Annotated in this window: 30 protein-coding genes and 1 pseudogene; 19 read left to right on the top strand and 12 right to left on the bottom strand. The window is 26.3% G+C overall.

Features of this window, described 5'->3' with window-relative positions:
- The coding region (locus GBG18_RS06825) for an MFS transporter (RefSeq protein WP_152189621.1) at positions 1-893 on the top strand (893 nt) is incomplete at its 5' end.
- On the opposite strand, the gene GBG18_RS06830 is transcribed toward GBG18_RS06825, so the two are convergent.
- From GBG18_RS06830 to GBG18_RS15650, 4 genes are all read right to left on the bottom strand, one after another.
- Complete coding sequence (locus GBG18_RS06830) at positions 890-2,152, bottom strand: response regulator (RefSeq protein ID WP_152189623.1); 1,263 nt, start codon at positions 2,150-2,152, stop codon at positions 890-892. The two genes, GBG18_RS06825 and GBG18_RS06830, sit on opposite strands and share 4 nt — an antisense overlap.
- 26 nt (positions 2,153-2,178) lie before the next feature.
- On the bottom strand, positions 2,179-2,919 hold the full coding sequence (locus GBG18_RS06835; RefSeq protein ID WP_152189625.1) for a YaaA family protein: 741 nt from the start codon (positions 2,917-2,919) through the stop codon (positions 2,179-2,181).
- An 8-nt stretch (positions 2,920-2,927) separates the two neighbouring features.
- On the bottom strand, positions 2,928-3,341 hold the full coding sequence (locus GBG18_RS06840) for a YchJ family protein (protein ID WP_152189627.1): 414 nt from the start codon (positions 3,339-3,341) through the stop codon (positions 2,928-2,930).
- A 79-nt stretch (positions 3,342-3,420) separates the two neighbouring features.
- Complete coding sequence (locus GBG18_RS15650) at positions 3,421-3,915, bottom strand: ComEA family DNA-binding protein (RefSeq protein WP_152189629.1); 495 nt, start codon at positions 3,913-3,915, stop codon at positions 3,421-3,423.
- Positions 3,916-4,456: 541 nt separating this feature from the next.
- On the opposite strand from GBG18_RS15650, the gene GBG18_RS06850 reads away from it, so the two are divergent.
- Positions 4,457-4,855 carry a hypothetical protein gene (locus GBG18_RS06850; protein WP_152189631.1) on the top strand — a complete coding sequence of 133 codons (399 nt, stop codon included), beginning with the start codon at positions 4,457-4,459 and terminating at the stop codon, positions 4,853-4,855.
- Positions 4,856-4,864: 9 nt separating this feature from the next.
- On the opposite strand, the gene GBG18_RS06855 is transcribed toward GBG18_RS06850, so the two are convergent.
- Positions 4,865-5,512 carry a Crp/Fnr family transcriptional regulator gene (locus tag GBG18_RS06855; RefSeq protein ID WP_152189633.1) on the bottom strand — a complete coding sequence of 216 codons (648 nt, stop codon included), beginning with the start codon at positions 5,510-5,512 and terminating at the stop codon, positions 4,865-4,867.
- A 124-nt stretch (positions 5,513-5,636) separates the two neighbouring features.
- On the opposite strand from GBG18_RS06855, the gene GBG18_RS06860 reads away from it, so the two are divergent.
- Positions 5,637-5,984, top strand: a complete 348-nt coding sequence (locus GBG18_RS06860; RefSeq protein WP_152189635.1) for a nitrous oxide-stimulated promoter family protein — start codon at positions 5,637-5,639, stop codon at positions 5,982-5,984.
- Between the two features lie 12 nt (positions 5,985-5,996).
- Here the strand turns inward: GBG18_RS06860 and ung are convergent, their stop codons facing one another.
- Together ung and GBG18_RS06870 are read right to left on the bottom strand one after the other, a co-directional pair.
- On the bottom strand, positions 5,997-6,644 hold the full coding sequence (gene ung, locus GBG18_RS06865; RefSeq protein WP_193311089.1) for a uracil-DNA glycosylase: 648 nt from the start codon (positions 6,642-6,644) through the stop codon (positions 5,997-5,999).
- A 14-nt stretch (positions 6,645-6,658) separates the two neighbouring features.
- Positions 6,659-8,044 (bottom strand): aldehyde dehydrogenase family protein, encoded by a 1,386-nt coding sequence (locus GBG18_RS06870; protein ID WP_152189638.1) that lies wholly within the window; start codon positions 8,042-8,044, stop codon positions 6,659-6,661.
- Between the two features lie 142 nt (positions 8,045-8,186).
- Here GBG18_RS06870 and GBG18_RS06875 point away from each other — a divergent pair.
- The 3 genes and pseudogenes from GBG18_RS06875 to GBG18_RS06885 all read left to right on the top strand — a co-directional run bounded on the left by GBG18_RS06875 (position 8,187) and on the right by GBG18_RS06885 (position 10,316).
- A pseudogene (locus tag GBG18_RS06875) lies at positions 8,187-8,779 on the top strand (LemA family protein).
- A 1-nt stretch (position 8,780) separates the two neighbouring features.
- Positions 8,781-9,398, top strand: a complete 618-nt coding sequence (locus GBG18_RS06880; RefSeq protein ID WP_152189640.1) for a TPM domain-containing protein — start codon at positions 8,781-8,783, stop codon at positions 9,396-9,398.
- Positions 9,399-9,401: 3 nt separating this feature from the next.
- A complete protein-coding gene (locus tag GBG18_RS06885; protein WP_152189642.1) occupies positions 9,402-10,316 on the top strand; it encodes a TPM domain-containing protein in 915 nt (304 codons plus the stop codon).
- Between the two features lie 2 nt (positions 10,317-10,318).
- Here GBG18_RS06885 and GBG18_RS06890 read toward each other — a convergent pair whose 3' ends face one another.
- On the bottom strand, positions 10,319-10,756 hold the full coding sequence (locus GBG18_RS06890) for a hypothetical protein (RefSeq protein WP_152189644.1): 438 nt from the start codon (positions 10,754-10,756) through the stop codon (positions 10,319-10,321).
- A gap of 101 nt (positions 10,757-10,857) precedes the next feature.
- Between GBG18_RS06890 and GBG18_RS06895 the strand changes: the two genes are divergently transcribed.
- Complete coding sequence (locus GBG18_RS06895; RefSeq protein ID WP_226896384.1) at positions 10,858-11,508, top strand: HAD family hydrolase; 651 nt, start codon at positions 10,858-10,860, stop codon at positions 11,506-11,508.
- Between the two features lie 4 nt (positions 11,509-11,512).
- Positions 11,513-12,667 (top strand): multidrug effflux MFS transporter, encoded by a 1,155-nt coding sequence (locus GBG18_RS06900; protein WP_152189645.1) that lies wholly within the window; start codon positions 11,513-11,515, stop codon positions 12,665-12,667.
- A 14-nt stretch (positions 12,668-12,681) separates the two neighbouring features.
- Here GBG18_RS06900 and GBG18_RS06905 read toward each other — a convergent pair whose 3' ends face one another.
- Both GBG18_RS06905 and GBG18_RS06910 read right to left on the bottom strand, forming a co-directional pair.
- On the bottom strand, positions 12,682-13,488 hold the full coding sequence (locus tag GBG18_RS06905) for a DUF4405 domain-containing protein (protein WP_152189647.1): 807 nt from the start codon (positions 13,486-13,488) through the stop codon (positions 12,682-12,684).
- A gap of 60 nt (positions 13,489-13,548) precedes the next feature.
- Positions 13,549-13,929, bottom strand: a complete 381-nt coding sequence (locus GBG18_RS06910; RefSeq protein WP_152189648.1) for a hypothetical protein — start codon at positions 13,927-13,929, stop codon at positions 13,549-13,551.
- A 138-nt stretch (positions 13,930-14,067) separates the two neighbouring features.
- On the opposite strand from GBG18_RS06910, the gene GBG18_RS06915 reads away from it, so the two are divergent.
- Positions 14,068-14,433 carry a S24 family peptidase gene (locus GBG18_RS06915; RefSeq protein WP_152189650.1) on the top strand — a complete coding sequence of 122 codons (366 nt, stop codon included), beginning with the start codon at positions 14,068-14,070 and terminating at the stop codon, positions 14,431-14,433.
- Here the strand turns inward: GBG18_RS06915 and GBG18_RS06920 are convergent.
- Positions 14,428-15,108, bottom strand: coding sequence for a lysophospholipid acyltransferase family protein (locus GBG18_RS06920; RefSeq protein WP_152189652.1), 681 nt, complete (start codon positions 15,106-15,108; stop codon positions 14,428-14,430). The genes GBG18_RS06915 and GBG18_RS06920 overlap by 6 nt on opposite strands.
- A 134-nt stretch (positions 15,109-15,242) precedes the next feature.
- Between GBG18_RS06920 and GBG18_RS06925 the strand changes: the two genes are divergently transcribed.
- From GBG18_RS06925 to GBG18_RS06945, 5 genes are all read left to right on the top strand, one after another.
- The gene (locus GBG18_RS06925; RefSeq protein WP_152189653.1) at positions 15,243-15,446 is read left to right on the top strand and encodes a WYL domain-containing protein; all 204 of its coding nucleotides are present in this window, start codon (positions 15,243-15,245) and stop codon (positions 15,444-15,446) included.
- Between the two features lie 57 nt (positions 15,447-15,503).
- Positions 15,504-15,893, top strand: coding sequence for a hypothetical protein (locus GBG18_RS06930; protein ID WP_152189655.1), 390 nt, complete (start codon positions 15,504-15,506; stop codon positions 15,891-15,893).
- Positions 15,894-16,058: 165 nt separating this feature from the next.
- Positions 16,059-16,925, top strand: a complete 867-nt coding sequence (locus GBG18_RS06935) for a sulfurtransferase (RefSeq protein WP_152189657.1) — start codon at positions 16,059-16,061, stop codon at positions 16,923-16,925.
- Positions 16,926-18,917, top strand: coding sequence for a bifunctional diguanylate cyclase/phosphodiesterase (locus GBG18_RS06940; RefSeq protein ID WP_152189659.1), 1,992 nt, complete (start codon positions 16,926-16,928; stop codon positions 18,915-18,917).
- A 14-nt stretch (positions 18,918-18,931) separates the two neighbouring features.
- Positions 18,932-19,753: a hypothetical protein gene (locus GBG18_RS06945; RefSeq protein WP_152189661.1), complete on the top strand. Its 822-nt coding sequence runs from the start codon at positions 18,932-18,934 to the stop codon at positions 19,751-19,753.
- Positions 19,754-19,774: 21 nt separating this feature from the next.
- Here GBG18_RS06945 and GBG18_RS06950 read toward each other — a convergent pair whose 3' ends face one another.
- The gene (locus GBG18_RS06950) at positions 19,775-20,179 is read right to left on the bottom strand and encodes a DUF350 domain-containing protein (RefSeq protein ID WP_152189663.1); all 405 of its coding nucleotides are present in this window, start codon (positions 20,177-20,179) and stop codon (positions 19,775-19,777) included.
- 165 nt (positions 20,180-20,344) lie between these two features.
- Between GBG18_RS06950 and GBG18_RS06955 the strand changes: the two genes are divergently transcribed.
- From GBG18_RS06955 to GBG18_RS06975, 5 genes are all read left to right on the top strand, one after another.
- The gene (locus GBG18_RS06955; RefSeq protein ID WP_152189664.1) at positions 20,345-20,821 is read left to right on the top strand and encodes an ArsI/CadI family heavy metal resistance metalloenzyme; all 477 of its coding nucleotides are present in this window, start codon (positions 20,345-20,347) and stop codon (positions 20,819-20,821) included.
- Positions 20,822-20,885: 64 nt separating this feature from the next.
- Positions 20,886-21,254 carry a DUF2237 family protein gene (locus GBG18_RS06960; protein ID WP_152189666.1) on the top strand — a complete coding sequence of 123 codons (369 nt, stop codon included), beginning with the start codon at positions 20,886-20,888 and terminating at the stop codon, positions 21,252-21,254.
- Positions 21,255-21,563: 309 nt separating this feature from the next.
- The gene (locus GBG18_RS06965; RefSeq protein ID WP_152189668.1) at positions 21,564-22,688 is read left to right on the top strand and encodes an McrC family protein; all 1,125 of its coding nucleotides are present in this window, start codon (positions 21,564-21,566) and stop codon (positions 22,686-22,688) included.
- Positions 22,685-23,677, top strand: coding sequence for a PDDEXK nuclease domain-containing protein (locus tag GBG18_RS06970; protein WP_152189670.1), 993 nt, complete (start codon positions 22,685-22,687; stop codon positions 23,675-23,677). Before GBG18_RS06965 ends, GBG18_RS06970 begins: the two co-directional genes overlap by 4 nt.
- Positions 23,678-25,144 (top strand): McrB family protein, encoded by a 1,467-nt coding sequence (locus tag GBG18_RS06975; protein WP_152189671.1) that lies wholly within the window; start codon positions 23,678-23,680, stop codon positions 25,142-25,144. It begins immediately after the preceding gene.
- The last annotated feature ends 108 nt before the right edge of the window (positions 25,145-25,252 follow it).

The raw sequence follows: 25,252 nt of genomic DNA on the forward strand, positions 1-25,252 counted from the left end.
AATTAAATCAAAATGTATTTAAAAATGCCTTGTTTTTATCAGTTTTAACTTCTTCAATGTTTTATATCACTATTGACAATTTTTATGCTTTTATGATTAATAATGCAATACTAGGAGCTTGTTTATCACTAATACTACCTTATTTAGAAGTTACAGCACTTAAAAATCTAGGTAAAGATAAATATGGAAAATCACGTCTTTATGGTTCTATTGGTTTTATGTTAATCTCTTTAATATTAGCAAAGTTTTTAAGTGAGCCAAAAATTGCACTTCATTATTATTTAGCAACAAATGTTTTAACAGTTATTTTTGCATTATTATTACTAAAATATGATGTTCCAAGTAAAAAGAAAGAGGAGCAAAGTGAAACTTTCTCCTTTTTTAAATATTGGCCATTTTGGGTAAGTTTGTTTTTCATGCAAATGAGTTTTGGAGGTTTCTATAACTTTTTTACGATTTATGAAACACAAAATGGTATAAGTTTAGAAATGACATCTTATCTTTGGTCTTTTGGTGTAGTATGTGAAATTTTAATGCTTTATTACCAAGCTCCACTTTTTAAAAACAACCTTTTAAGTATTCTAAAAATATGTGTTAGCATAACTATTTTTAGATGGTTATTATTATATTTATATCCTGATTCATTAAGTATGACTTTCTTTTCTCAAAGTTTACATGCTTTCTCTTTTGGTTTATATCATAGTGCCGTTATTATGTTTTTATATACACTTTATGAAAATAAAAAATTAGCTCAGCAATTTATGTATGGTGTAGCATATGGATTAGGTGGTTTTATAGGTGCTTTAGTTGCAGGTTATGTATATGGAGAATATTTATTTATTTTTAGTGCAATCTTTGCGCTTATTTCTCTTATCTCTTTATTTTTAATTTAATCATCAACTGCTCTTAATTTCTTTTCTAAATCATTAACTATATCAGATAAATCTCTAATTCTTTTTCTTTGACTCTCATCTTTTTCTTTAGAATTTAAAATACTTGATTTTAGTTCATTCATTTCTATATCAAGCTCTTTATTTTTTTGTAATAATTGCTCTTTTTCTTTTTTTAAATCTTGCATATTATCAAGTCTATCTTTTACTTCATTTCTTTTCATTTTCATTTTTTCAAAGTAACTTTCATCAACATTATTCATTTGCATTTCATAATGATTTAATTGTCTTTCTTTAATAATATTCTTATCTTCACACTCTTTTAATGATGTTTGTAGATTTATAATATATTTTTCATACTCTTTTATCTGTTCACTTACTTGTGTCAATTCAGATTCAAGAGTATTATTTTGAGTTCTTAATTCTAATTGTTTTTTCCTACTATCCTGTAAGTTTACAATAACTTTTTTTTTGAATTCCCTTTTTTCATTTTCATCATCAGTAGTTAAAAATCTTATGGCAATATATCCTACTATATCTTTTCCTCTTATATCATATTGAGGGAATATTGTTGCATTTACAAAATAAGGGCTTCCATCTTTTGCTTTATTTTTAACTTTTCCTTGCCATTTATTACCAGATTGAATTGTTTTCCACATATCTTCAAAAGAAGCTTTTGGCATGTCAGGATGCCTAATCACATTATGAGGTTTTCCTAATAGTTCTGACTCTTCATATTGTGCAACTTCACAAAATATTTCATTTACGTAAGTTATATAACCTCTTAAATCTGTCTTAGAAACTATAGCAACTTTATTTAAAGCCTCAAGGTATCTTGTCATTTCTAGTTCTTGCATAGCAACTTTTATATAACTAAACCTATCATGACATCTATTTGCTATTTTTAAAAGTAATTCTTTAGTGGAAATAGATTTAGGTATATATTCTGTAACATCATACTCAATGGCTTCAAGTAAAAGCTCTGTTTGAGTATGAATAGTATTTATCATAAAGGGTAAGTCTTTATCAATGGCTCTAATTTTTTTTAGTAAATCAACACCATTTATCCCCGGTATATTTACATTAGCCAGAACTAAATCAATTGATTCTTTTTTCTTTTCATATAAATAAAAAGCCTCAATACCATCTGTGCATATATAAACTTTTTTTAATACCGACTGTAAAATAGTTATTAATTCTTTTCTTAATTCTTCGTTTGCTTCTACATATAAAACTGTTACTTTTGCTAAAATATTTGCCATAAATATTTCCTTTTAACACTTATGTTTTAAATAATATTATAAACGATTTCTGTTTTTAACTTCTGTTTTTTAATTTCACTTATACTTAAATTATTAACTTCTAGATTCATTAAATCTTCAATTGTTTTAATATTATTTTTTGATGCACTATTTAATATTATACCTCTATATGCCTTAGCCCAATGACTCACAACCTTTCCGTCTTTAATAAACTTCATAGTTGTATATGGTTTACTCAATTTATAAAACTTCTCATAAAAACCTGCACGTAAATCTAAAATGTCATCATCTTTTAAATACTCATCTAAAGCTTTTGTAAAATGTTCTTTATAAAAAACTTCCACAGCAAGCTTATCAAGTTTTTCTCCTTGCTTTAATTTATAATCAGGAAGCCCTATATCTCCAGCTAGTAAAGGACCAAAAAGATTTGAAAAAATTATGACGTTTTTATCTATGTATTCCTTTTCTGACTTTAATAATTCTTCATATTTTACATAATCATATGCAACACCATCATATCTTTGGATGACTTTTTTAGTATTTCTTTTAAAAATATCACTTGAATAATAATCAATAATATCTTGTTTTTTTGTACCTAGTAACTTTGCTATTTCATCATTACTTGCATTATTTATAAAAGATTGATATTTATTAATCATCTCTTCTCTATATTTAAATAGTTCTGGAAAAATAAAACTTTTTTCAGTAAATTTTTCATCATTACCATCTTTATATTTTGCCTCACTTGGTGAAAATAGTATCTTCATTCTTTTCCTTATTCTGTAAAAGTTCCATCAACATAGAACCATTTATTATTAACTTTTAAAAATCTACTATTTTCTGTGAAAGAAGCATCTAAATTACCTTGTTTTAAAGTTGCCCTAAACTTCACAAAACTCTCATCTTTTCCTTCAATTGTCTCAAATATTTCTAGTTTTATAAAATCTGTATAATCACTAAAGTTAGTAATATCTTTCTTCCAGCTTTCAGTACTTAAAGTATAATCTTGATTTTCTTTATGTGTGGTTTTTATTATATAGTTTGCATCATTTAAAATATATGCTGTGAATCTAGACCGCATTAACTGCTCAGCTGTTTTAGGGTTTACTCCATCATGAAATACTTTACAACATTTTTTATATTTTTTTAATGATCCGCAGGGACACTCATTATTTGGAGGGATTTTCAAAGTAAGACTCCTAAAATAGTTTAGGAAATGTTAGCATAAATTGAGTAAAAAACCTAAGTAGACTTATGTCTACAAAGATTTATTTTTTTGCTTTTTCTAATTCTTTTAATTCAGCTTTTTTTGCTTTCTTAGATTTTTTTGCTTTTTTATCAGTTTTCTTTTTTGCTTTAGCTTTTGTTTTTACATCTGTTTTTTTAGCTTTTGCTTTTTTGTTAATCTCTTTCTTTTTAGTTTTTAATTCTTCTTTTGTAATTCCAGATTTTTTAGCTTTAGAAATTTTAGATTTTCTTTTATCTTCTACTTTTGAAATCTTCTTTTTTTCAGCCATTTTTGCTTTTGAAACTGTTTTATTTCCTTTAACATTTGAAATAATACCAGGTCCAAAACCTTTAATATTTTTTAAATCATCAGCACTTTTAATCTTATTTGATTTTCTATACTTGATTATTTGGTCAGCTTTAACTGGTCCAATACCCTTAATACTCATTAGTTCATCTTTAGATGCTGTTTGTAAGTTTACAGCTGCAAACATAAATGAAACACTTAACATTAGCAATACAATAATTTTCTTCATTTTCTTTCCTTGTAAATAATTTAATTTATTATATCTAATTTGTATTAAAATATAATATTTTATCTTATTTTGTAATCATGTAGAAATTGTGAATTATTTAATTTCTTTGTATTTTCCTACTTTTGCTTTTCTTTTAATTTCACGTTCTATTAAATATTGTGAGTAAGCATAATCTTTTGCTTTTATTGACATCTCTTGACTTTGACAACTTGGACAATAAAAAAATACTCTTGAATTATATTTATTTTCATCATATACTAATAAATCTTCGCATTTTGAGCATTTACTATGAAGTGTTTGAACATTTTCTTTATCCCATTGCCAATACCATGAGTTTTGAGTGTTTAATAGGTTATCTTTTGTATAATTATGATAATCTTTTTCTCTAAAAAATATATAACATATATAAAGTGTTAGAAATAGAGAAATTAATAGAGAAATTAATAGAGTATAAATAATAAATGAATCAGAGATTTTAAATCCTAAAGTAATTTCTGAAATTATACTATAGAGTTATAAATATACAATTTAAAGGAAGTAAATGTTAAACCAAATACCACTACAACTAATTTCAAATTTTGCATCTATTATTATAATTGCTGTCTTATTTTACAGATATATGCAATATAAAAAGAATATGGATGTAATCAAAGGTTTAGAAAAACTAAAGATTAGCGATGAATTAAGCCAAGAAGATATACTATTTATCAAAAATAATGAAGATGAGTATAAATTAAAATTAATAAAAACAGAAAGCCTTATTAAATTTGCTAAACCTTTGTTTATTTTAATAGTTGGTCTAATTTTTATTGCATTTCCATTTGCAGAAGCATTAATACATTTAAATGTTGTAGTTGTTGCATTTATATTTATGCAAATAGATAAAATTCATAAAACAAATATTTATGGATTATTATATAAATTAAAGAAAGAAAGCTAAGCTTTCTTCTTAATCATGTATTAGATATTTTAAATTCTCATGATCTAATATTTTTATATAACCCTTTTCATTTTGTATTATTCCATCTTTTTTTAATTTAGAAATTTTTCTTGAAAAAGTCTCAGGAGTGATATTTAAGATTTGAGCAATTTTTACTTGCTTTAAATTTATTAAGATTGATTCATTATCTAATAAGAACTTAGCAATTTTCTCACTACTATTTGAGCTAATATTATATGAAATAAAACTCTCTAATGCTTTGATTTTTTTTGTTAAAGATTTTATAAAGAACATCGCAATTTCTGGTTTCAATAAAAATTCTGACTTAAACTTTTCATAATCAATCAATAAAACTTCTGCATCAGTTTCAAAAGCACAATTTGCTGGAAATTTTGCTTCATCATAGTTAGCAATCTCTGCTATTAATGAGGGTGCCATTAAATTATGAATAATAACTTCATTATCTTTATGATCATGTGTATAAAGTTTTACAACACCTTTAATTAATAAGTGTAAAAACTTTGGATGATCGCCTTTATAAAACAGTATCTCATTTTTGTTATAACGTTTTTTTATTGATATTTCTTTTAATCTTAATAAATCCTCTTTTTTTAAAAAACTAAAAAAATAATAATCTTCTAATCCATTTATTTCCATATTTACTCTCTTTTATTATTGACTAAAATCAATGTTTATATACGTATTTTATGTAAAAATATTAAAAACTAATTTAAATAAGACAATATTTGCCTTAAATATCAAAATAAAGGTATTATTCACTATGACAACAGAAAAATTTGAAATAGAAATCAATACTTTAAAAAGATTTTTTGAAGTATACTGTAATGACAAACATGAAAACCAAATTCAAAAAACTGTAAACCTTGAGTACAAAAATGAAAAGTTTAGTATTGACTTATCACTTTGTCAAGAGTGCCATGAAGCTATAAATTACTCTTTTGAACGTTTAGATCAATGTCCACATGATATAAAACCTAGATGTAGAACTTGTCCATCTCCTTGTTATGAAAAATCAAGATGGAAAAATATTGCAAAAGTAATGAAATATGCTGCAATTAAACTAAGTCTTACAAAAATGAAAAATAAAATTAAGAATATATTTTCTTAATTCTTTATTTTTTCACCATTTAACCTCAGCTTTTCCTAATTGCTTTAGAATATCATTTGTTTTTGAAAAATGCTTACAGCCAAAAAAGCCTCGATAAGAAGATAAGGGACTTGGATGAACACCTTTAATTATGTGATGCTTACTAATATCAATCATCTTCTCTTTTTTTATAGCGCTTGCTCCCCATAATATAAAAACTATATCTTTAGTATTAGAAGAAATAAACTTTATTAAATTATCTGTAAATTTTTCCCATCCTAATTTATGGTGAGATTTTGCCTTTGCTTCTTCTACTGTTAAAATTGCATTTATTAATAATACTCCATCTTTTGCCCATGAGTTTAAATCTCCATCTTCACATATAGACTTTCTATTTAAGTCTGATTCAATCTCTTTTAATATATTTCTCATTGATGGTGGATTTTTTACAGAACTTGGAGTTGAAAAAGCTAAACCTTGAGCTTGTCCTTTTGCATGATATGGGTCTTGTCCTAAAAGTATAACTTTCAAGTTTGATATTGGTGTTAAATCAAAGGCATTGAAAATCTTCTCTTTAGGAGGAAAAACTGTAGTTGTATTATATGCATTATCAATACTTATCATTAAGTTTTTATAATACTCTTTTGATTCTTCTTCTTTAAAAAAGTCTTGCCATGTAATTTCTTCTTTACTCATTATAATACCTTTGATTTTATAACCATTAGTTTTTCTTTACTCATTTCATCCATAGAGTTAATAATTCCTCCTAATCCTAAACCAGACTCTTTAGCTCCACCAAAAGGCATCCAATCAACTCTAAATGCTGTATGGTCATTTATCATAACTGCAGTTGCATTTAAGTTCTTTACAGCCATTAATGCAGTATCCAAATCTTTTGTAAATACAGCAGCTTGAAATGATACATCTAAAGAGTTTGCTCTTTTAATTGCTTCATCTATATGTGAATATGAATAGATACAAACAACAGGAGCAAAGACTTCTAGTTTAGAAACTTTTGATTTATCACTAGGATTTAAAAGAACTGTTGGTTCATAACAAGTATTAGATATTCTTTTCCCACCAGTACATACTTTTGCACCCTCTTTTATAGCTTCATTTACCCACTGTTCAACTCTATTAACTTCATTTTTATTAATTAAAGGTCCTACTTGGGTTTTCTTATCTAATTGATTTCCTACTATTAACTTTGAAGCAGAATCACTAAGTTTATTTGTTACCTCTTCGATTATAGATTCATGAACATATACTCTTTGAACTGAGACACAAACTTGACCTGCATGATAAAAACCACCTTTTGATAACTCAGGAATTAACTCATCAATATTTGCATCAGCTTCTACAATAACAGGTGCAACTCCTCCATGCTCTAAAGCAACTCTTGTACCATTTGCAACTTTAGAGTTTAAATACCAACCAACTTTTCCAGAGCCTATAAATGTTAAAAAATCTATTTTAGAACTTGAAGCTAAAAGTTCCGCATCTTCTTTACTACAAACTACAGTCTGAGCCCAGCCTTTTGGCAAACCAGCTTCTTCTAAAATCTCTATTAGTTTAATTGCTGACATTGGTGTTGCACTCGCTGGTTTTATAATCACGGAGCATCCAACAGCAATTGCAGGTATAACTTGATGAACTGCTAAATTAAAAGGATGATTAAAAGCAGAAATAGCAGCAACTACACCAATTGGTTCTTTAAAGGTATATGCCATTCTATTTGCAGAGCTTAAAGTATGTCCCATAGCTACTTCTTTACCTTCATAAGAACCTAAGTGTTCAATTGCTAACTTAACGCCATTAATAGCTCTTTGAATTTCAACTTTAGAATCTATATATGGTTTTCCACCTTCACTTGCACAAAGAAGCGTAAGTTCTTCTATTTGAGAACTCATAATTTTTACTACATTTTCTAAAATTTCCACTCTTTTGTATTTTGCTATTTGATTATTTTCAAATGTTTCATGAGCTAAATCTATTGCAGTTTTTACTTCTTGTGTTGAATTAAAAGTTACCTTTCCTACAATTTCTTCATTATATGGTGAAGTTACATCAAGTGTACTCATATATTTTCCTTTTATTATAAAACTCATTTTAAATAATATTATATTTCAACACTACTTAATCTACTAAACTTTCCAAATAACTATTTATATTATGTTAAACAAAATTTAACTAATATGGGGACAATTAAACAAAAGGTTAAGCATGAAAAAAATCGCTATTTTACTTATCATTGTAATTGTATTACCACTTGCATATTTGATAATTACAAACTACAACAATGTTCCAAAATTAGATGAAGATGTAAAAGAAAAATGGTCACAAGTACAAAACCAATATAAAAGAAGAGCTGACTTAATTCCTAACTTAGTTTCAACTGTAAAAGCTTATGCAGAACATGAAAAAAGTACTTTTGTAGAAGTTACAGAAGCTAGAAGTAAAGTTTCACAGATTAATGTAAATGCAGATACTTTAAATAATCCTACAATGATGGCACAATTTTCTCAAGCACAAGCAGGACTATCTAGTGCTTTATCAAAACTTATGTTAGTTGTTGAAAAATACCCTGATTTAAAAGCAAATAAAACTTTATGGCTTTACAATCACAACTTGAGGGTACTGAAAATAGAATCACAGTTGCTAGAAAAGATTTTATTACTTCTGTTAAAAACTATAACATTGAGTTAAGAACAATGCCAGGTAAACTTGTGGCTGCTATTGTACATCCAAGTGCAAAAGTAAAAGAAACATTTAAAGCAAGTGCGGCTGAACAAGAAGCTCCAAAAGTATCATTTTAATATGTATTTAAACGATAAGCAAAAGCAAGAGATATCAAAAGAGATAGAAAAACTAGAACTACAAAGCTCAGCTGAACTAGTAGCAGTAGTTACAAAAAGAAGTGCAAGTTATAAGTATATATCTTCACTTCTTTCTATCTCTTTTCTTGCTTTGTTATCTATAATATTTGTATTTTTTACAGAAATTTCTTCTTTTATACTTCTTCAAATACAACTATTTGTTTTTATTTTGTTATATCTACTATTTGAAAAGTTTGATAATATCATTATGCTAATACTTCCAAAAGCTTATAAATACAGTATTGCAAAAGAGTATGCAAATAAGCAGTTTTCAAACCTTGGATTAAATAGAACTAAAACAAATCAAGCTTTAATGTTTTTTGTAAGTTTAGATGAAAAATATGTTGAAATAATTGCTGATGAAACAATTAGTAGTAAAATTTCAAATGAGTATTTTCAAGAGATTGTTGATGCATTTATCCTTGATGTAAAAAACAATCAACTCTCAAAAGGTTACTTAAAAGCTATTCAAGCTTGTAGTGAAAAGTTAATTAAAGAATTTCCTATACAAGTAAATGATGAAAATGAATTAGCTAATGATGTAATTGAGTTAGGCTAAATTATGAAAAAGATACTATTAACTTTTCTTTTATTTTCTAGCTTTTGCTTTGCTGATATTACAGCTTCTTTTCCAAAGCTTACAGGTCAAGTTGTAGATAGAGCAAACCTTTTAACACAAAGTCAAAAAGAGACACTACAATCAACGCTAAAAGCTCATGAAGAAGAAACATCAAATCAAATAGTTCTCGTTACTCTAAACTCTCTTGAAGGTTATGAAATAGCTGAGTATTCATATCAACTAGGAAGATATTGGCAAATAGGTCAAAAAGATAAAAATAATGGCGTTTTATTAGTAATATCTTTAAATGATAAAAAACTACGTATTGAAGTTGGATATGGATTAGAGGGTGCATTAACTGATAAAATATCCCATGAGATTATTGAATATACACTAAAACCTAAATTTAGGCAAAATCAATATTATCAAGGTATTCAAGAAGCTACAAATAACATAATATCAGCCATTAAAGGTGAGTATATTCAAAATAAAAAAGTAGAAAATAATAGTTCTACAAGTGAACTTTTTCCTATTTTTTTCTTTATGATTATATTTGTTTCTATGGTATTTACAAATATTTCAAAAAAGTTACGTCATAAAATACTTTATAAGACAAGTCAATCCTCACTATTTAGTTCATTCTTTAGTTTTTTTATTTATGCATTTAGTACTGAGTTTACATCATCTAATATAGCTATTTCTCTTATAGCTTTTATTACTATTTTTATAATCTCATTTTTGAGTATGAAAAAAGTTGATTTTGATAAAATTAAAAGAGCTTCTAAAAATACATCTTCAACTTATGGTTCAGGATATAGTGGTGGTTTTGGAGGCGGTGGTTTTAGCTCTTCAGGCGGTGGAGGCTTTTCAGGTGGCGGTGGTAGTTTTGGAGGAGGAGGTGCAAGTGGAGGTTGGTAGCATTACTTGCAATCTTTTTTATTAAGTAAAATAAATAAAATATTTTCCTCTTCTTGATTATAATAATCTACTTTTACTTGTCCTTTATTATTTAAAAACATTCTTATTAAGTTTGATTTACACATATTTGAAACTTCACTTCTTTTCATAAACTCATAAAAACTCTGTTTTTCATATAATTTTGAAACTAAATAAGGTTTAAAATCCTTTGCAACTTGTTTATTTTCAGGAATTAAATACTTTTTCATACCATAAATTTTTCCATCAAAAAAAGTCTCTTTTGCAACTGTAATTTCATCTAATCTTCTTGGTAACTGCTTCCCTATCATTTGTGCAAGTACTTCAGCCATTTGTTCTGTACTCAATTTACTAAAGCCCTTTTCAAAATCATTTGCACTTAAAAAACTTGTAACTAGTAATATTGAAAGTAAAATTTTCATATCTTATTCCTTTATCTTTTCTATTATAAAATAAATAATATTAATTATTACCCATTTGACAAGCATTTATGAATATATTAAAATGCGCTCAAAGGATTATTATGAAACAAAAAGCAGTAATATTTGACCTTGATGGAACACTAATAGATTCACTAGAAGATATTGCTGTGTGTATGAATCAAGTTTTAAAAGAGTTAAATCTTCCCTATCATAAAATAGAAGATTACAAATATTTTGTAGGTGGAGGAATTAGCGTTCTTGTTGATAATGCTCTTAATAAAGAAACTTCTCAAGAGATAAAAGATGAAGTAACTGCAAGATTTAAAGTAGTTTATGACCAAAAGCTTCATAAAAAAACCTTGCCTTATGAGGGAATTTATGAACTTTTAGATGAGTTAAAAAAGTTAGATTTTAAAATAGGTATTTTATCAAATAAACCACATGAGTTTACACTAGCTTATACAAAAAATCTATTTTCAAAATATGATATAAAAGAAGTCCATGGACAAAAAGAAGAAGTACCTAAGAAGCCAGACCCAATAGCTGCAATAAATATTGCAAAAAGATTTAAAGTAGCTTGTGAAGATGTTTACTTTGTTGGTGATACGATGGTAGATATGCAAACAGCAAAAAATGCAAAGATGAATGCAATTGGGGTATTATGGGGCTTTAGAGATGAAGAAGAATTATTAAGTAATGGAGCAGATTTTTTAGTAAAACATCCTTTGGATATTTTAAAAATTGTAAATTAAATAGATGAAAAAACCAATAAATCATATTTATCTTATTATTCTATTATCAGTTCTATCTTCGGTTGCACCTATGGGAGTAGATACTTATTTACCTTCAATTCCTGATATTGCAAAATCTTTTGATGTAAGTATTCATAAGATTGAACTTTCTTTATCTATTTTTCTAATTGGTTTTTCAATTGGTCAAGTATTTGGAGGACCACTTTCAGATAAATATGGAAGAAAAATGAGTTCTGTATTTGGTCTTTTAGGTTATGCCTTATTTAGTTTTGCAATTATTTTTAGTTCAAGTATTTATGAATTATGGATATATAGATTTATTGAAGCTTTCTTTGGGGGTATTGTTGTTGTAAATGCAGCAGCTGCAGTAAGAGATAGATTTCATGGAGCAGAAGCTGCTAAAGTTTTCTCTCTTATTGGAATGGTACGAAGTTTAGCGCCTCTTTTAGCACCTGCTATTGGTGCATTTATAATTCATTATTTTACTTGGGAAGCTGTTTTTGTGTTTTTAACAATATATGCTTTAATTGTAGCTTTCTTTGTCTATAAAGATTTAGATGAGAGTTATACATATAATAAGCAAAATATATTAGAATCTTTCAAATTAGTTCTAAGCCATAAAAATGCACTAAAAGCGATGTTAACTTTAGGTTTTAGTTTTGGTGGATTTTTTATAATTATTGCAAAGTCATCTTTTATTTATATAGAACACTTTAAAATTTCTACAGATTATTTTCCATTCTTTTTTGGAATAAATTTTCTTATATTAATCATTATGATTAAAGTAAATGTATATTTACTTAAAAGTTCAAAACCTGAAGACCTTGTAAAAGTTGCTCTTTTAGTACAAGTTTTTGCAGGAGTTTTATTTTTTCTAAATTATGAGAATATTAGTATAGTTTTAATCGTAATATTAATAGCTTCGTATATGAGCATGATGGCTTTTATTTTTGGGAATTGTATGGCTTTAACTTTAGAACATTTTCCAAATAATGCAGGTGTTGCTTCAGGAGTAGTTGGAGTTTTACAATTTGGACTAGGAGCAATTATCTCATCAATAGCACTATCCTTTGATAGTCAAACATTTTTTCCAATTGCTCTTAGTATTTCAATTATCTCTTTTTTAGCATTTCTAATCATGCGTATGTATAGAGAATAAAAGATATAACTTTACTATTTAAAACCCAGTTTTTTTAGTACATCTATAGGACTTAAGTCATTCTCTTCTGATATTTCTTTAAATTTATCATCAGCTTTTGCATCTAAACCTATGGTTTTTAATTTTACGATAAACTCTTCACTCGTCATATTTAATGTACTTGCAATATCTTTAATAGTTTTTTTACCAAGTCCTGTTAGAGGAATAGATTTATCTCCTTCTTTTTGAAGATTTTTTTGTAGTAATTTATATATAAAGTTTGGGCTTAAGGCATTTACTTTTCCAATTGAAGATAAACTTTGTTCCTCTTTGAACTTTATATTATTACTATTTAATATCTCTTTTACTTTTTCTAAATCATAAGATAGTTTTTTTGCAAAACTTTTTAATGAGGACAATTCAGCATGTGAATATGGGGCAGTTCCATAATCTTTTTCCCATGAAGATTTAAAGTCATCTCCAAAATTAAGAAAATTAGAAAAAGGTGTTATTTCAAAAAGTGTTCCTACTATAAAAAGAATAAATAAAATACTTGCAACTAACATATCTTTTGTAAAAAATACAAACTCTTTTGATTTGTTTTTGAGATAACTAATCATTGGTTTAAAATTATAATATACATGTAAAATACCACCAATTATAAAAATAACCATAAAAGTAGAATGTAGTTGTGCATATTGGTCTTTTGATAATCCTAATAATTCCCAGTTTGCCCAATTTGCAATACGTCCATGAGGACTTAGGAAAAGAATTATACCAGTGTAAGTCATAGCTAGCATCGATAAAAGCATCGATAATGAAGTGATTTTTTTGAGACTCATAATAGACTCCTTGTATGTCAAAATTTTAACATACAAGTATTAACGTAATATTAATATTTTTTAAAATTCTAATTCAAAAAATGTCTCACTAATCTTCTCATATTTTGAAACAGAACAAGTGATTTTTGATACATTTTCATAATCTTTAAATTCTGATAAAAATAGCTTTTTTAATTTCTCTACATTTGAAGTTTTAAAAACAAAATATCCTAAAATATCTGTACCTCTTGAACCTGGTTTTTCAATCCCAAAACTATCAAACTTCCAATGTACACCTTTTGAAAAGAAAAACACTTCCTTAATTCTTTGTTTTAATTCTTTTCTAGTATTATCATCAAATGACTTTAAGTGAATGTAAAATGCAACATTTACATTAGCTTCACTTTGAACTAATTTCTTTTGACTAGGTGTTTGTGCTTTTTCTATATTTTCTTGACTCATTATTATCCTTTTTGACTTCGCTTAAATAAATTATTAATATTTTTTAAAAATGAATTTTATCTAAATAATATATAGATATACTTATGTTTACTTTTTAGTAAAAAAATTATCGAAAAACTTAAAAAACAAAGGCAAACTATGTCAACGATAAACTTAGAATATACAGATGTATTTGATGAAAAAAAAGTGAAAAGTTTAGTTTTCTCTAAACATCTAATTAACAGTAGTTTTAAAGAAGAATCTTTATTCGCTTTATTAGTTGATGGGAAATCCATGCAACCTGTTATAAATCATAAAGCAGTAATAGTTGCAGATTTGTCAAATAAAGAGTTAGAAGATGAAAAAATTTATTTACTTTATTATGGAAATAAAATGTGGGTAAAAAAATATAGTTTAAAGAATAAAAACTTTTATTCTATTAATCCTGATTTTTCACATTTAGTATATAAAGAAGATGAAGTTCATATAGTTGCAAAAGTTTTAATTACTTTTACAAACTTATAAATCAAATATTTTTCTATAATTTTCTTCTAATGAAGTTTTATCTTTATAGTCTATTAACTCGCCTATTTCTATATCTATAGTAAGTTCTTTTGTTCTACTATTTATAGCTTCTTTTAAAACTTCATTTGCATTTGTCTTTATATAAACAGGTAAAATAGGAAGTCTATTTTTTAAAGCAATAATTCTAGCTCCCTCTTTAAAACTTGATAATGGAGTATTCTGTTTATTTCTAGTACCTTCAGGGAAAATATAAATAGAGTTTTCATCTTTTACCACTTCTTTAATATCTTTAAAAAATGGCGCCATGTTCTTAGCTTCTCTATCTAGAAGAATTGAGCCTGCGTTTCTTGTAAACATTCCAAAAAAGAAAGAGTTATATAACTCTTTTTTAGCAATCCAAAAACCTCTAATTTTTGTGTCTTTTAATGCAGTTTCTATTATCAAAGGATCAATAATACTTCTATGGTTTGAAATTAATAGATATTTCCCATCTATTGGAAGTTTTTCTTTATTTATTACATTTACATTTAATTTTAATTTTTTTAATAAAGTCTTAGCATACTCTTCTCTAAGAAGCATTTTTTTATTTTTATTTTTCTCATTTTTTAGTAAAAAGCCAAATTTATTTGTAAGATAAGTAGCATAAAAAGCCATTGATATTAGTTTTAAGTTCAAAAAGTTTCCTAATAGTTGTTAAATTGTTTTGAAAACGAATTCTAGCTAAATAATTTACTATTATGTTGAAAGTAGTATTAATCTAAATAGGATATCGCTATAATCAAGAAAATTATTAAGAAGTGATAGATAAAATGAATATTGAATTAAGATTTTTACAAAAAGCAATTGAAGATAAAAACTATATAAACTTTACATATAAACAGAAAAAATATCAAAAAATAGAGCCTTTAAAACTTGAAAAAGTAGATACTTCATATTTTCTTGTCACAAAAGAAGTAAATTTTGAGTTTAATTTAATAAAAAACTTAATTATTTTAAAAAATAAGTTTAATTGATACATTCTATTAATATAAAAAGAATATAATACATTATTATTTTAAAAGGAAATATATATGAAAAAAATCATTTTAGCTTCGGCTTTAGTAATCTCTACAACTTTTGCATTTGATATAAAATCAGCAGTTAGTACAGTTGGTGGTGCAATGGGTATAACAGCTGAGAGCATTGGAAAACAATTAACAGACATTGTAAAAGCAAAAAGCCCAGCAACAGCTGAACAAGCTAAAAGTTTATGTACACAAGCATCTACATACAAATCATTTGTAGGTATTGCAGATGATGGAATGATGGCAAAAGCTATTGATATTTGTGCAGAAAAATCTAGTGAAGGTTTAGAGGGAAAAGTTAACGAAGTAAAAGACCAAGCTACTTCAGAAGCTGCAAAAGCTACTACTTCTAACTCATCTTTAATGGATACTGCTACAAAATTATTAGGTAACTAATCACTTTTTGTCAAACTCTTTTTAGAGTTTGACAAATAAAACTATTCACTTTACAAGATAACAAAATGCAAGTCTAAATCTTACAAAATATACTAATATTCTATTTACAAATTTACTTAATCATGCTAAAGTATCCTTATTACAAAGCAAAAAAAAGGTTTTATCATGAAAAATAATTTTTATTTTATTTTTATTTTTTTAGTAACACAAATTACACTAAATGCACAAGATTTAAGAATAAGTGTTGATGAATTATCAAAAAATATTACAGCTTACAAAATTATTGATGTAAGAAATTATGAAGATTTTTCGATTACTCATATAAAAAACTCTATAAATTTTCCTGTTTCAAAAAGTTATGAAAATAAAAAAGTTGATGGTAAAATTGTTAAACCAAATAAAATGCAAGCACTAGTGCGAGAATTAGGTTTAAATATTGAGGATAATATTGTTATCTATGATGATGGTGTTTTTTATGATGCTTCTAGAATATTTTGGACTTTAGAAGTCTATGGATTTAAAAATGTGAAGTTACTTAATGGAGGTTTTGATACATGGGAAAAGAAAAATTTTCTTGTTTCTTCTGAAACACTTAAAGTTAAACCTAGTAAGTACATAGCTTCAATTAATAACAATAGATTATCTACAAAATTTACAACTCAAATTGCGACAAAGAATCCAAACCAAACTGTTATTGATGCAAGAGGTTATGAATCTTATATAGGAAAAGAATCTGTAGCAAAAAGATTTGGTCACATACCAAATGCTATTCATATTCCAGCTTATTACAATTTAAAAAAAGAAAATAAATTATCAAAATTAAAAGAAGCTACTACATTAAAAGAGTTATACAAAGATGTAAATAAAGATAAGAAAGTTATAATATACTGTAAGATAGGAAGAGTTGCATCTACTAACTATTTTGCATTAAGAGAACTAGGATACAACGTTTCTAATTATGATGCTTCATGGAGAGAATGGGGTAATGATATAAGTTTACCAATTATAAATAGATCTAAAGCACAAAAATAAATGTGGAATGGATTTAGAATAAAAACACAATTAATAGTCTTTATGACTATAATTGTAATTGTTGTGGAAGCTAGTACCTTATTTTTTATATTAAACGTTCAAAAAAAAGAGAATCAACAAAACGCAATTACCCAAACTAACGCAATTACTCAATCTTTAAATAATGACCTTCTAAATTTTATATTAAACCCAAATGCTGATGTTTTATCTGATATAACATTTAGATTATCTGCATTTAAAGAAATAAGAGGAGTTATTCTTTATGATGGAAATAAAAAAGCAATTTTTCAATATGGAGATACAAAAGAATTAACAAAAAAACAATTATCTATTTTTGAAGAAGAGACAATATTTATAGATGAACACCTTTTTGTGAAAAAAGATATAACTGCTGATAATTATACTTTAGGTTTTGAATTGATTGATGTAGACTTATCATCTTTTAAACAAAAAGAAGAACAAATTACATATACAATACTTATAATATTTCCTTTTGCCCTACTTTTTGGATTTTTAATTAGTCTATTTTTAAGTAAAAACTATACAAGACCTTTTATAGAACTATTAGATGCAATGAGAAAAAGTGACCCTACTAACAATAAAATTACTGCAGTTAGTACTAATGCAAATAATGAAATTAAAGAGCTATATGATGGCTTTAATTTGCAAATGAAACAAATAGAAAAGTCATCTAAAGAACTAAAGTTTCAAGCTAATCATGACCAATTAACAAATATTTATAATCGTTTTTTTATGAAAGAAGAACTTCTAAATGCTTTAAAAAATGATAGTCCAAATATTAAAGGATACAACTACTTACTTATAAATCTAGATCAATTTAAACTAGTAAATGATTCAGCAGGATATCAAGCTGGAGATGAACTACTAAAAATGATAGTGACTCATTATCAAGCAATCTTACCAAAAGGTACTCCTTTTGGTAGGATTGATGGAGATACTTTTTCTGTACTTTTAAAAGATTCAAATGAAAAGTTTGGAAAAAAATTTTTAGAAGAAAGTCTAAAAAGACTCCATGATTTTAGATTTTCATATAAAGGTGAAACATTTAGTGTATCGGCTTGTATCTCACTTGTATTTTTTAAACCTTTTGAATTTACTCTAAAAGAGCTTTTAAAAGCAAGTACAACTTCTCTTTATACAGCTAAACAAAAAGGACGAGGTAAATCACAAATCTTTGACCCAAGTGATGAAATTGCAAAAAGAGTGTCCATGGAAATTGATACTGCAAAACTTATAAAAGAAGCGTTAGCAGATGGTCCAGCTAGATTTGAACTTTTTGCACAAGATATAGTTCCACTACAATATGATACAGATAAGATAAGTTATGAAATACTTATACGTATGTGGGATAAAGATAATAACTTCATACCACCTGATAGTTTTCTGCCAACAGCTGAAAGATATCAACTTATGGCAGATATTGATATGCATGTTCTATGGACATATCTTGAGACTGTATCAAAAAATAAAAACCATATAGAAAAGCTACACTCTGCACATATAAATTTAGCAGGTTCAAGTCTAAATAACCCAGACTTTCAAGCAAAAGTAAAAAAAGCTATTGAACATTTTGATTTTCCTTGGGATAAATTAGAATTAGAGATTACGGAGAGTTCAGCAATTGGTAATTTTAATATGGCAAATGAGTTTATAACATGGCTTAAAGAACAAAATATAGGACTTGCATTAGATGATTTTGGAACAGGTATGGCTTCTTTTGAATATCTTAAAAGTTTACCATTTGATGTAGTAAAAATTGATGGAAGTTTTGTAAAAGATATGCATACAGATCCTATAGATAAAGCAGTAATAAAATACATTCAAGAAATTGCACAACTTAAGGGACAAGAAACTGTAGCTGAATATGTTGAGACAAAAGAAGATGTTGAAGAACTAAAAGCTATAGGAGTAACTTATGGACAAGGTTACTTCTTAGGAAAACCACGAGCTTTAAGATCATGGCTTAATTAGAATAGGAAATATATATGACAACAACAAACTTAATGAATACAGCACTAAAACTTGCAAAACTAGAGGCTATGCCTTATGATACAAATATTATAGTTGAAGGTAAAGATATAAAAAAAGTACTTATTGGTATTGATATGGAGACACCTGAATTACTTTTAGCACAACAAATGGGATATGATTGTGTAGTATCACATCATCCAAAAGCAGACTCTTGTATAGTTGATTTTGCAAAAGTAATGGATGTGCAAATAGATAGAATGGTGAAATCAGGTGTTCCTATAAACAAAGCTCAAAAAGCACTAAAAAAGAAACAACAAAGCGTTGATTTAGGAAGTCATGCTTCTAATTATGACCGAGTTAGTTCTGCTGCAAGACTTATGAAAATGCCATATTTAAATATCCATATTCCAGCTGATTTTATAACTGAAGAAATTGTTCAAACAAGACTTGATAAAGCTTTTGAAACTAAACCAAAAACAAAACTAAAAGATATTATTGAAGAGTTAAACTCTTGGGAATATTACAAAGGAAAAGTTGCACAACCTGTTATTAGAGTTGGAAGTCCTAGTGATTATGCAGGAAAAATAGAACTATTAATGGCAGGTGGAACAAATGGTGGCGTTGATGTTTATAAATCATATTTTGAAGCAGGAGTTGGAACAATAATAGCAATGCACGTTCCAGAAGATGTAAAAAAAGCAGTTCAAGAACAAAATATAGGAAATATCATAATTGCACCTCATATGCCAAGTGATAGTATAGGCTTACTTGAAATTACAAATGCTTGGAGAAAAGAAGGTGTTGAAGTTACTTGTATGAGTGGAATAGTTGAGTAATTAATACATAATCAATGAGTTTTAATAACTCATTGATCCTGCGTTTAAAAGTCCAATTGAAATTGATAAAAATGCCATTAATATACCAACAGAAATAACACCATTAGAAACTTTGTCTTTAAAAGAATATTTTCCACCAAGTCTTGTCACAATAAATGCAAAAATTAATTGAATTAAAATAGCAATTAATCCCCAAATAGCAAAATCTAAATAAGATGTAGAGTGTACTAAAGCACTATATAAAGGTATAGATACCCCAATAATAGCTCCACCAAAACCAAGTGATGCTGCTAGATTGTTCTCTTCAAAAATAAGCTTGTAATCATCATAAGGTGTAACAATTGCATATAAATAAAGAAATACAATTACTAATAATAATGCTGTAACAAAAAAGCCAAGAAAACCTGTAAATAATCCTAATTCCATTTTAAAATCCTTTTTTTGAGATTTTAACCAAAAGTTGTTTCAAAGTATATTTTTAATGCAGTAAAAAGAAACTATTAATTTATTTGTTTATTCATAATAAAGATTTTGAAGTTACATATATAAATGGTATTGTAAGATAAATCAAATGATTATAAAGGATAATAAATGACTAATAAAAAAAGATTACATATGCATATAACAGTTGATAATTTAGAAGAAAGTATACATTTTTATAATACACAGTTTGATGCAAAACCAACAAAAATAAAAAAAGATTATGCCCAATGGTTATTAGAAGATATGGCAGTAAACTTTGCAATCTCTACAAAAGGTGAAGAAAAAGGTCTTAATCACTTAGGAGTTCAATATGAAAGCGATGAAGCACTTGCTAGTGCTCAAAAGAGTTTTGAAGATGCTGAAATAAAAGGTAAAGAAGAAGCTGGAGCAATATGCTGTTATAAAGAATCAAATAAATACTGGGTAAATGACCCAAGTGGACTAATCTGGGAAAACTACCACTCAATGAGTGATGTAGAAGTTTATGGAGATAATGAACATAGTGAATGTTGTACTCCAACATTTAATGATGATAAAAAGAAAGCAGCATTTTCTATTGCAAAACCTAGTGAGGGTTGTTGTTAATAAGGTATTACAAAATTTTGATACAATGATTTTTAGATTTTTATCATCACAAATCAAGGAAAAAATGAAAAAGAAGTTAAATGTACTAGGTGGTACGCTAGAACCTTGTAGTGTAAATCCACTAACTGGATTCTATCGAGATGGCTGTTGTTTTTCTGGAAAAGATAATGACGGTGTTCATGCTGTTTGTATTTACGCAACTAAAGAGTTTTTAGAATATTCTAAAAAAGCGGGTAATGATCTTTCAACTCCAGTACCTGAATATAATTTCCCAGGTGTTAAACCAGGAGAAAGTTGGTGTTTAGGTGGATATAGTTTTGTAAAAGCACATCATGAGGGTAAAGCACCTAAGATATTTATACATTCTACACATGAACGTATTTTAGAACTCATTGATTTAGAAACATTAAAATCTTACGCTGTTGATTTATAAGATAAGAAGTAAGAAATTAGTTAATATAATCTTTTACTTCTAGTGTTTTTCTTTCTAATTCATCTAATTCATTAATTCTAAAGTAATTGATTTATCCATAAATCACTGTTTTCTGTTTGAGTATCTTTTGAATAACTTCCCAAAAGCCCTAAATATATAGAGATTATTGCAGTTTGTAGCAGATGGTATTTAACTGTTATCTTTTAGATGAAATAATTAGGTATACTGTCCTCACAATTTTAAATAACCTACTTATATGCTAACTTCTACTATCATTAATAATCACAGAATATTTAAAGAAGTATATAAATGAATTATCTTTATGAAAATCAAAATATCCCAGAGAATTTAGAAATCCATATTAAGGACAATAAATCTTTATACCCTTACTTTGAAATGAATTTTGATGGAATCAAGCCTAAAAATAGATGTGGGTTTTTATCAATTGAAAATAAGAACTATTTTATTATTCCAAAAATATCAAATGAAAATGAAGATAATCTAAATATATTTATCTATATGATTCTAAAAGCTTATGATATAAAAATATCAAATAAAGATCTTGCTAATTTTGACCAAACAAAATTTAAATATATGGAGTTTTTCATTAGGTATTTTTCAGATATTTTATTTAATGAACTTAAAAGAGGTATTCATAAAACCTATATAACAAAACAAGAAAACCTAAAAGTTCTAAAAGGTAAATATTTACTAGAAAAGAACTTCCAAAACTTCTATCATATGAATATCTACTGTGAATTTGATGAGTTTTCAATTGACAATGAATTAAATAGATTTTTTCTTTATGCAATAAAAATATTTAAAAGATATAGTACTTATTCAAACTTACATAAATGTGAAGCTGTATTTGATGAAGTTGAATACTCTCACATAGATATTAATAGATTAAGAATCAAATTTGATAGATTAAATCATAGATTTGAAAAACCTTTTGAAATAGCATTAAAGATACTTAAAAAACTTTCACCACTTGTTAATAATTCTGATACAAAAAGTTTTGCTTTTCTTTTTGATATGAGTGAAGTTTTTGAGAAATTTATAGGAAATATTTATAAAGAAATAGATTCAAATACATCCTTACAATGCGAAAAGAATTATGGAAATTTAAAACTAAAACCAGATATTAAAACTTCAAATCAAATTATTGATACAAAATATAAACTTGTAAAAAACAAAAAAGATTTAAAAACTCATGATAAATATCAAATGTTTACTTATGGAATAAACTTTGGGATTAGAAATACAATGCTTTTATATCCTAAACATTTATTATATGTTAATGAGGATTTAAAACTGGGAATTGATGAAAATTTAGTTAGGTTGAAAATGAAAAGCATTGACTTAAAATGTGATGATATTGGATATGAAAACTATATAAAAGAGGTAAATACTAGGATTAGGGAAATTAAATGAAATTAACAGATAATCAATTTTATAAAGATATAAAAGACTTACTAAACAATGCCAGAAGCAAGGTATATCAAACTATAAATATAACTATGACAAAGACTTATTTTGAAGTAGGTAAAAGAATTGTAGAAGAAGAACAAGGCGGAGAAAAAAGAGCACAATATGGAAAAGCTTTAATACAAAACTTATCTAAAGAGCTTATAAAAGATTTTGGAAAAGGTTTCTCCGAGCAAAATTTAAAAAATATGAGACAATTTTATTTAGTCTATGAAAAAAGACAGACAGCGTCTAGCGAATTTAAATTAAGCTGGTCACACTATATATTTTTAACAAGAATTGAAAATATTGATGAAAGAAACTTTTATGAAATTGAAGCACTTGAAGATGCATGGAGTTTAAGAGAATTAAAAAGACAATTTAATAGTGGACTTTTTGAAAGATTAGCTTTAAGTAAAGACAAGTCAAAAGTAAAAGAGTTATCTTCAAAAGGTCAAGCTATTGAAAAAATTGATGATATGATAAAAGATCCATATATTTTAGAGTTTGTTGGGCTTCCTGAAGTTTCAAGTTATACTGAAAGTGAACTAGAGCAAAAATTAATCGATAAGTTAGAGAATTTTTTATTAGAACTAGGAAAAGGTTTTACTTTTGTATCAAGGCAAAAAAGATTAACAATTGATGAAAAACACTTTAGAGTTGATTTAGTTTTTTACAATAGATTTTTAAAATCTTTTGTAATAATTGATTTAAAAATTGGTGAACTAAAACATCAAGATATAGGTCAAATGATGATGTATGTAAATTATTTTGATAGATATGAAAAAACTGAAGATGAAAATCCAACAGTTGGAATTATTCTTTGCAAAGATAAAAGCAAAACTTTGGTTGAATTAACTTTACCAAAAGACAATAATCAAATCTACGCAAGTAAATATTTAACAGTATTACCAGATAAAGAAGAGTTTAAAAAGTTATTGGAAGAAAGGGAATAGATGGAATATCAATCTAAAACTGAACAATATAAAAAATTCTTAGAAAGTTCAAAAACTCAAAAAGGAAATAACTTTAAAGATAAAACAATTAAAGATCAAATTAAATTTTTATCTGAAGACATACCTAAAAAATTGAACTCCTTTTATAATATAGATACATATCAAAATTTATTTTTAGAAAAGAATCTACTTGTTATAAAAAATTTAAAAAGTCTTTTTTCTAAAAAAGAAGGAATGGATGAACTCTATAAATGGGATCAAGAAGATTTAGGTAAAGGAGGTGCAAGTTCTTCATTATTTCAATATATGAAGTTCTTAGAAGACATTGAAACTAAAAAAAATATTTATAAAGAAAGTGAAAAAATGAATATAAAAAACATAATACTTTACGGAGCACCAGGAGTTGGGAAAACTCATAATTATAAAAAGCTAATTTCTCTAATTGAACAAGGTCAATCACAAAAAGATATTTTTGATTCGATTAAAAAAAATGAATTGTTTAGTAATGAAAATGAAACTTTTAAACAAGTAGAAGAAGAAAAAAGAGTAGAGTTTATTACTTTTCATCAGAGCTTTGGATATGAAGATTTTATTGAAGGCTTCAGACCACAAAAAAATGGAAATATTGAAATAGAAGATGGTATTTTCAAGAATATTGCTTATAAAGCATCTTCAAAAATTATATTAAAAGACAATATTTTAATAAATAGGGTTATTTCAACAGATAGAACAACTTATACGATAAGTGAAATTAGCAATGAGATGATTTATATTAAAAAAGAAAATGATACCAGAATAGTCCCAATTCCTAAAAAACTTATAATTGAATTACTTGAAAATATCAAGAATCAATCTATTTCTGTTGATGACATTAAAAATAGAAATTTAGGAAATTTATCTCTTTCTTTTGATAAATATATGTATGGTTACAACTCAATACTTTATAACATTTGTAAATCAATTATTGATGAAATTCAATATATTGAACAAAAAAACTTCTATCTTGTTATCGATGAAATAAACAGAGGAAATATCTCAAAAATCTTTGGTGAACTAATCACACTTATTGAAGAATCAAAAAGAGATGATTATGAAGTAACTCTTCCTTATTCCAAACAGAAGTTTTCAGTTCCATCAAACCTTTATATAATTGGGACAATGAATACAACAGATAAATCTATTGCTTTAATAGATGTTGCACTTAGAAGAAGATTTACATTTATTAAAATGCAGCCAAATTCAAATTTAGTATTGCCAAGTTTTAAAACTACATTTGAAAAACTAAATAAAAAAATAAAAAATGATTTAGGAGAAGAGTATCAAATAGGTCATAGCTACTTTATGAATATAGATGCATCTGAGCTAGAATTTGTATTAGAATATAAAATTAAACCTCTTTTAGAAGAGTATTATTATGGAGATGAGGAATTAATTGAAGCTCTAAAAATAATAAATTTAGAAAGTTAATTAAGAAACTAGTATTAACTCAGAATAGTAAATTTTTTCAAAGAGATTGCAAGAACAAGTTAAAGGCCAGAGGAAAACTTGTGCCACTGGCACAAGGCAAACTGTGCG

The organism is Poseidonibacter ostreae (assembly GCF_009208075.1).
In the GTDB taxonomy this organism is placed as follows: domain Bacteria; phylum Campylobacterota; class Campylobacteria; order Campylobacterales; family Arcobacteraceae; genus Poseidonibacter; species Poseidonibacter ostreae.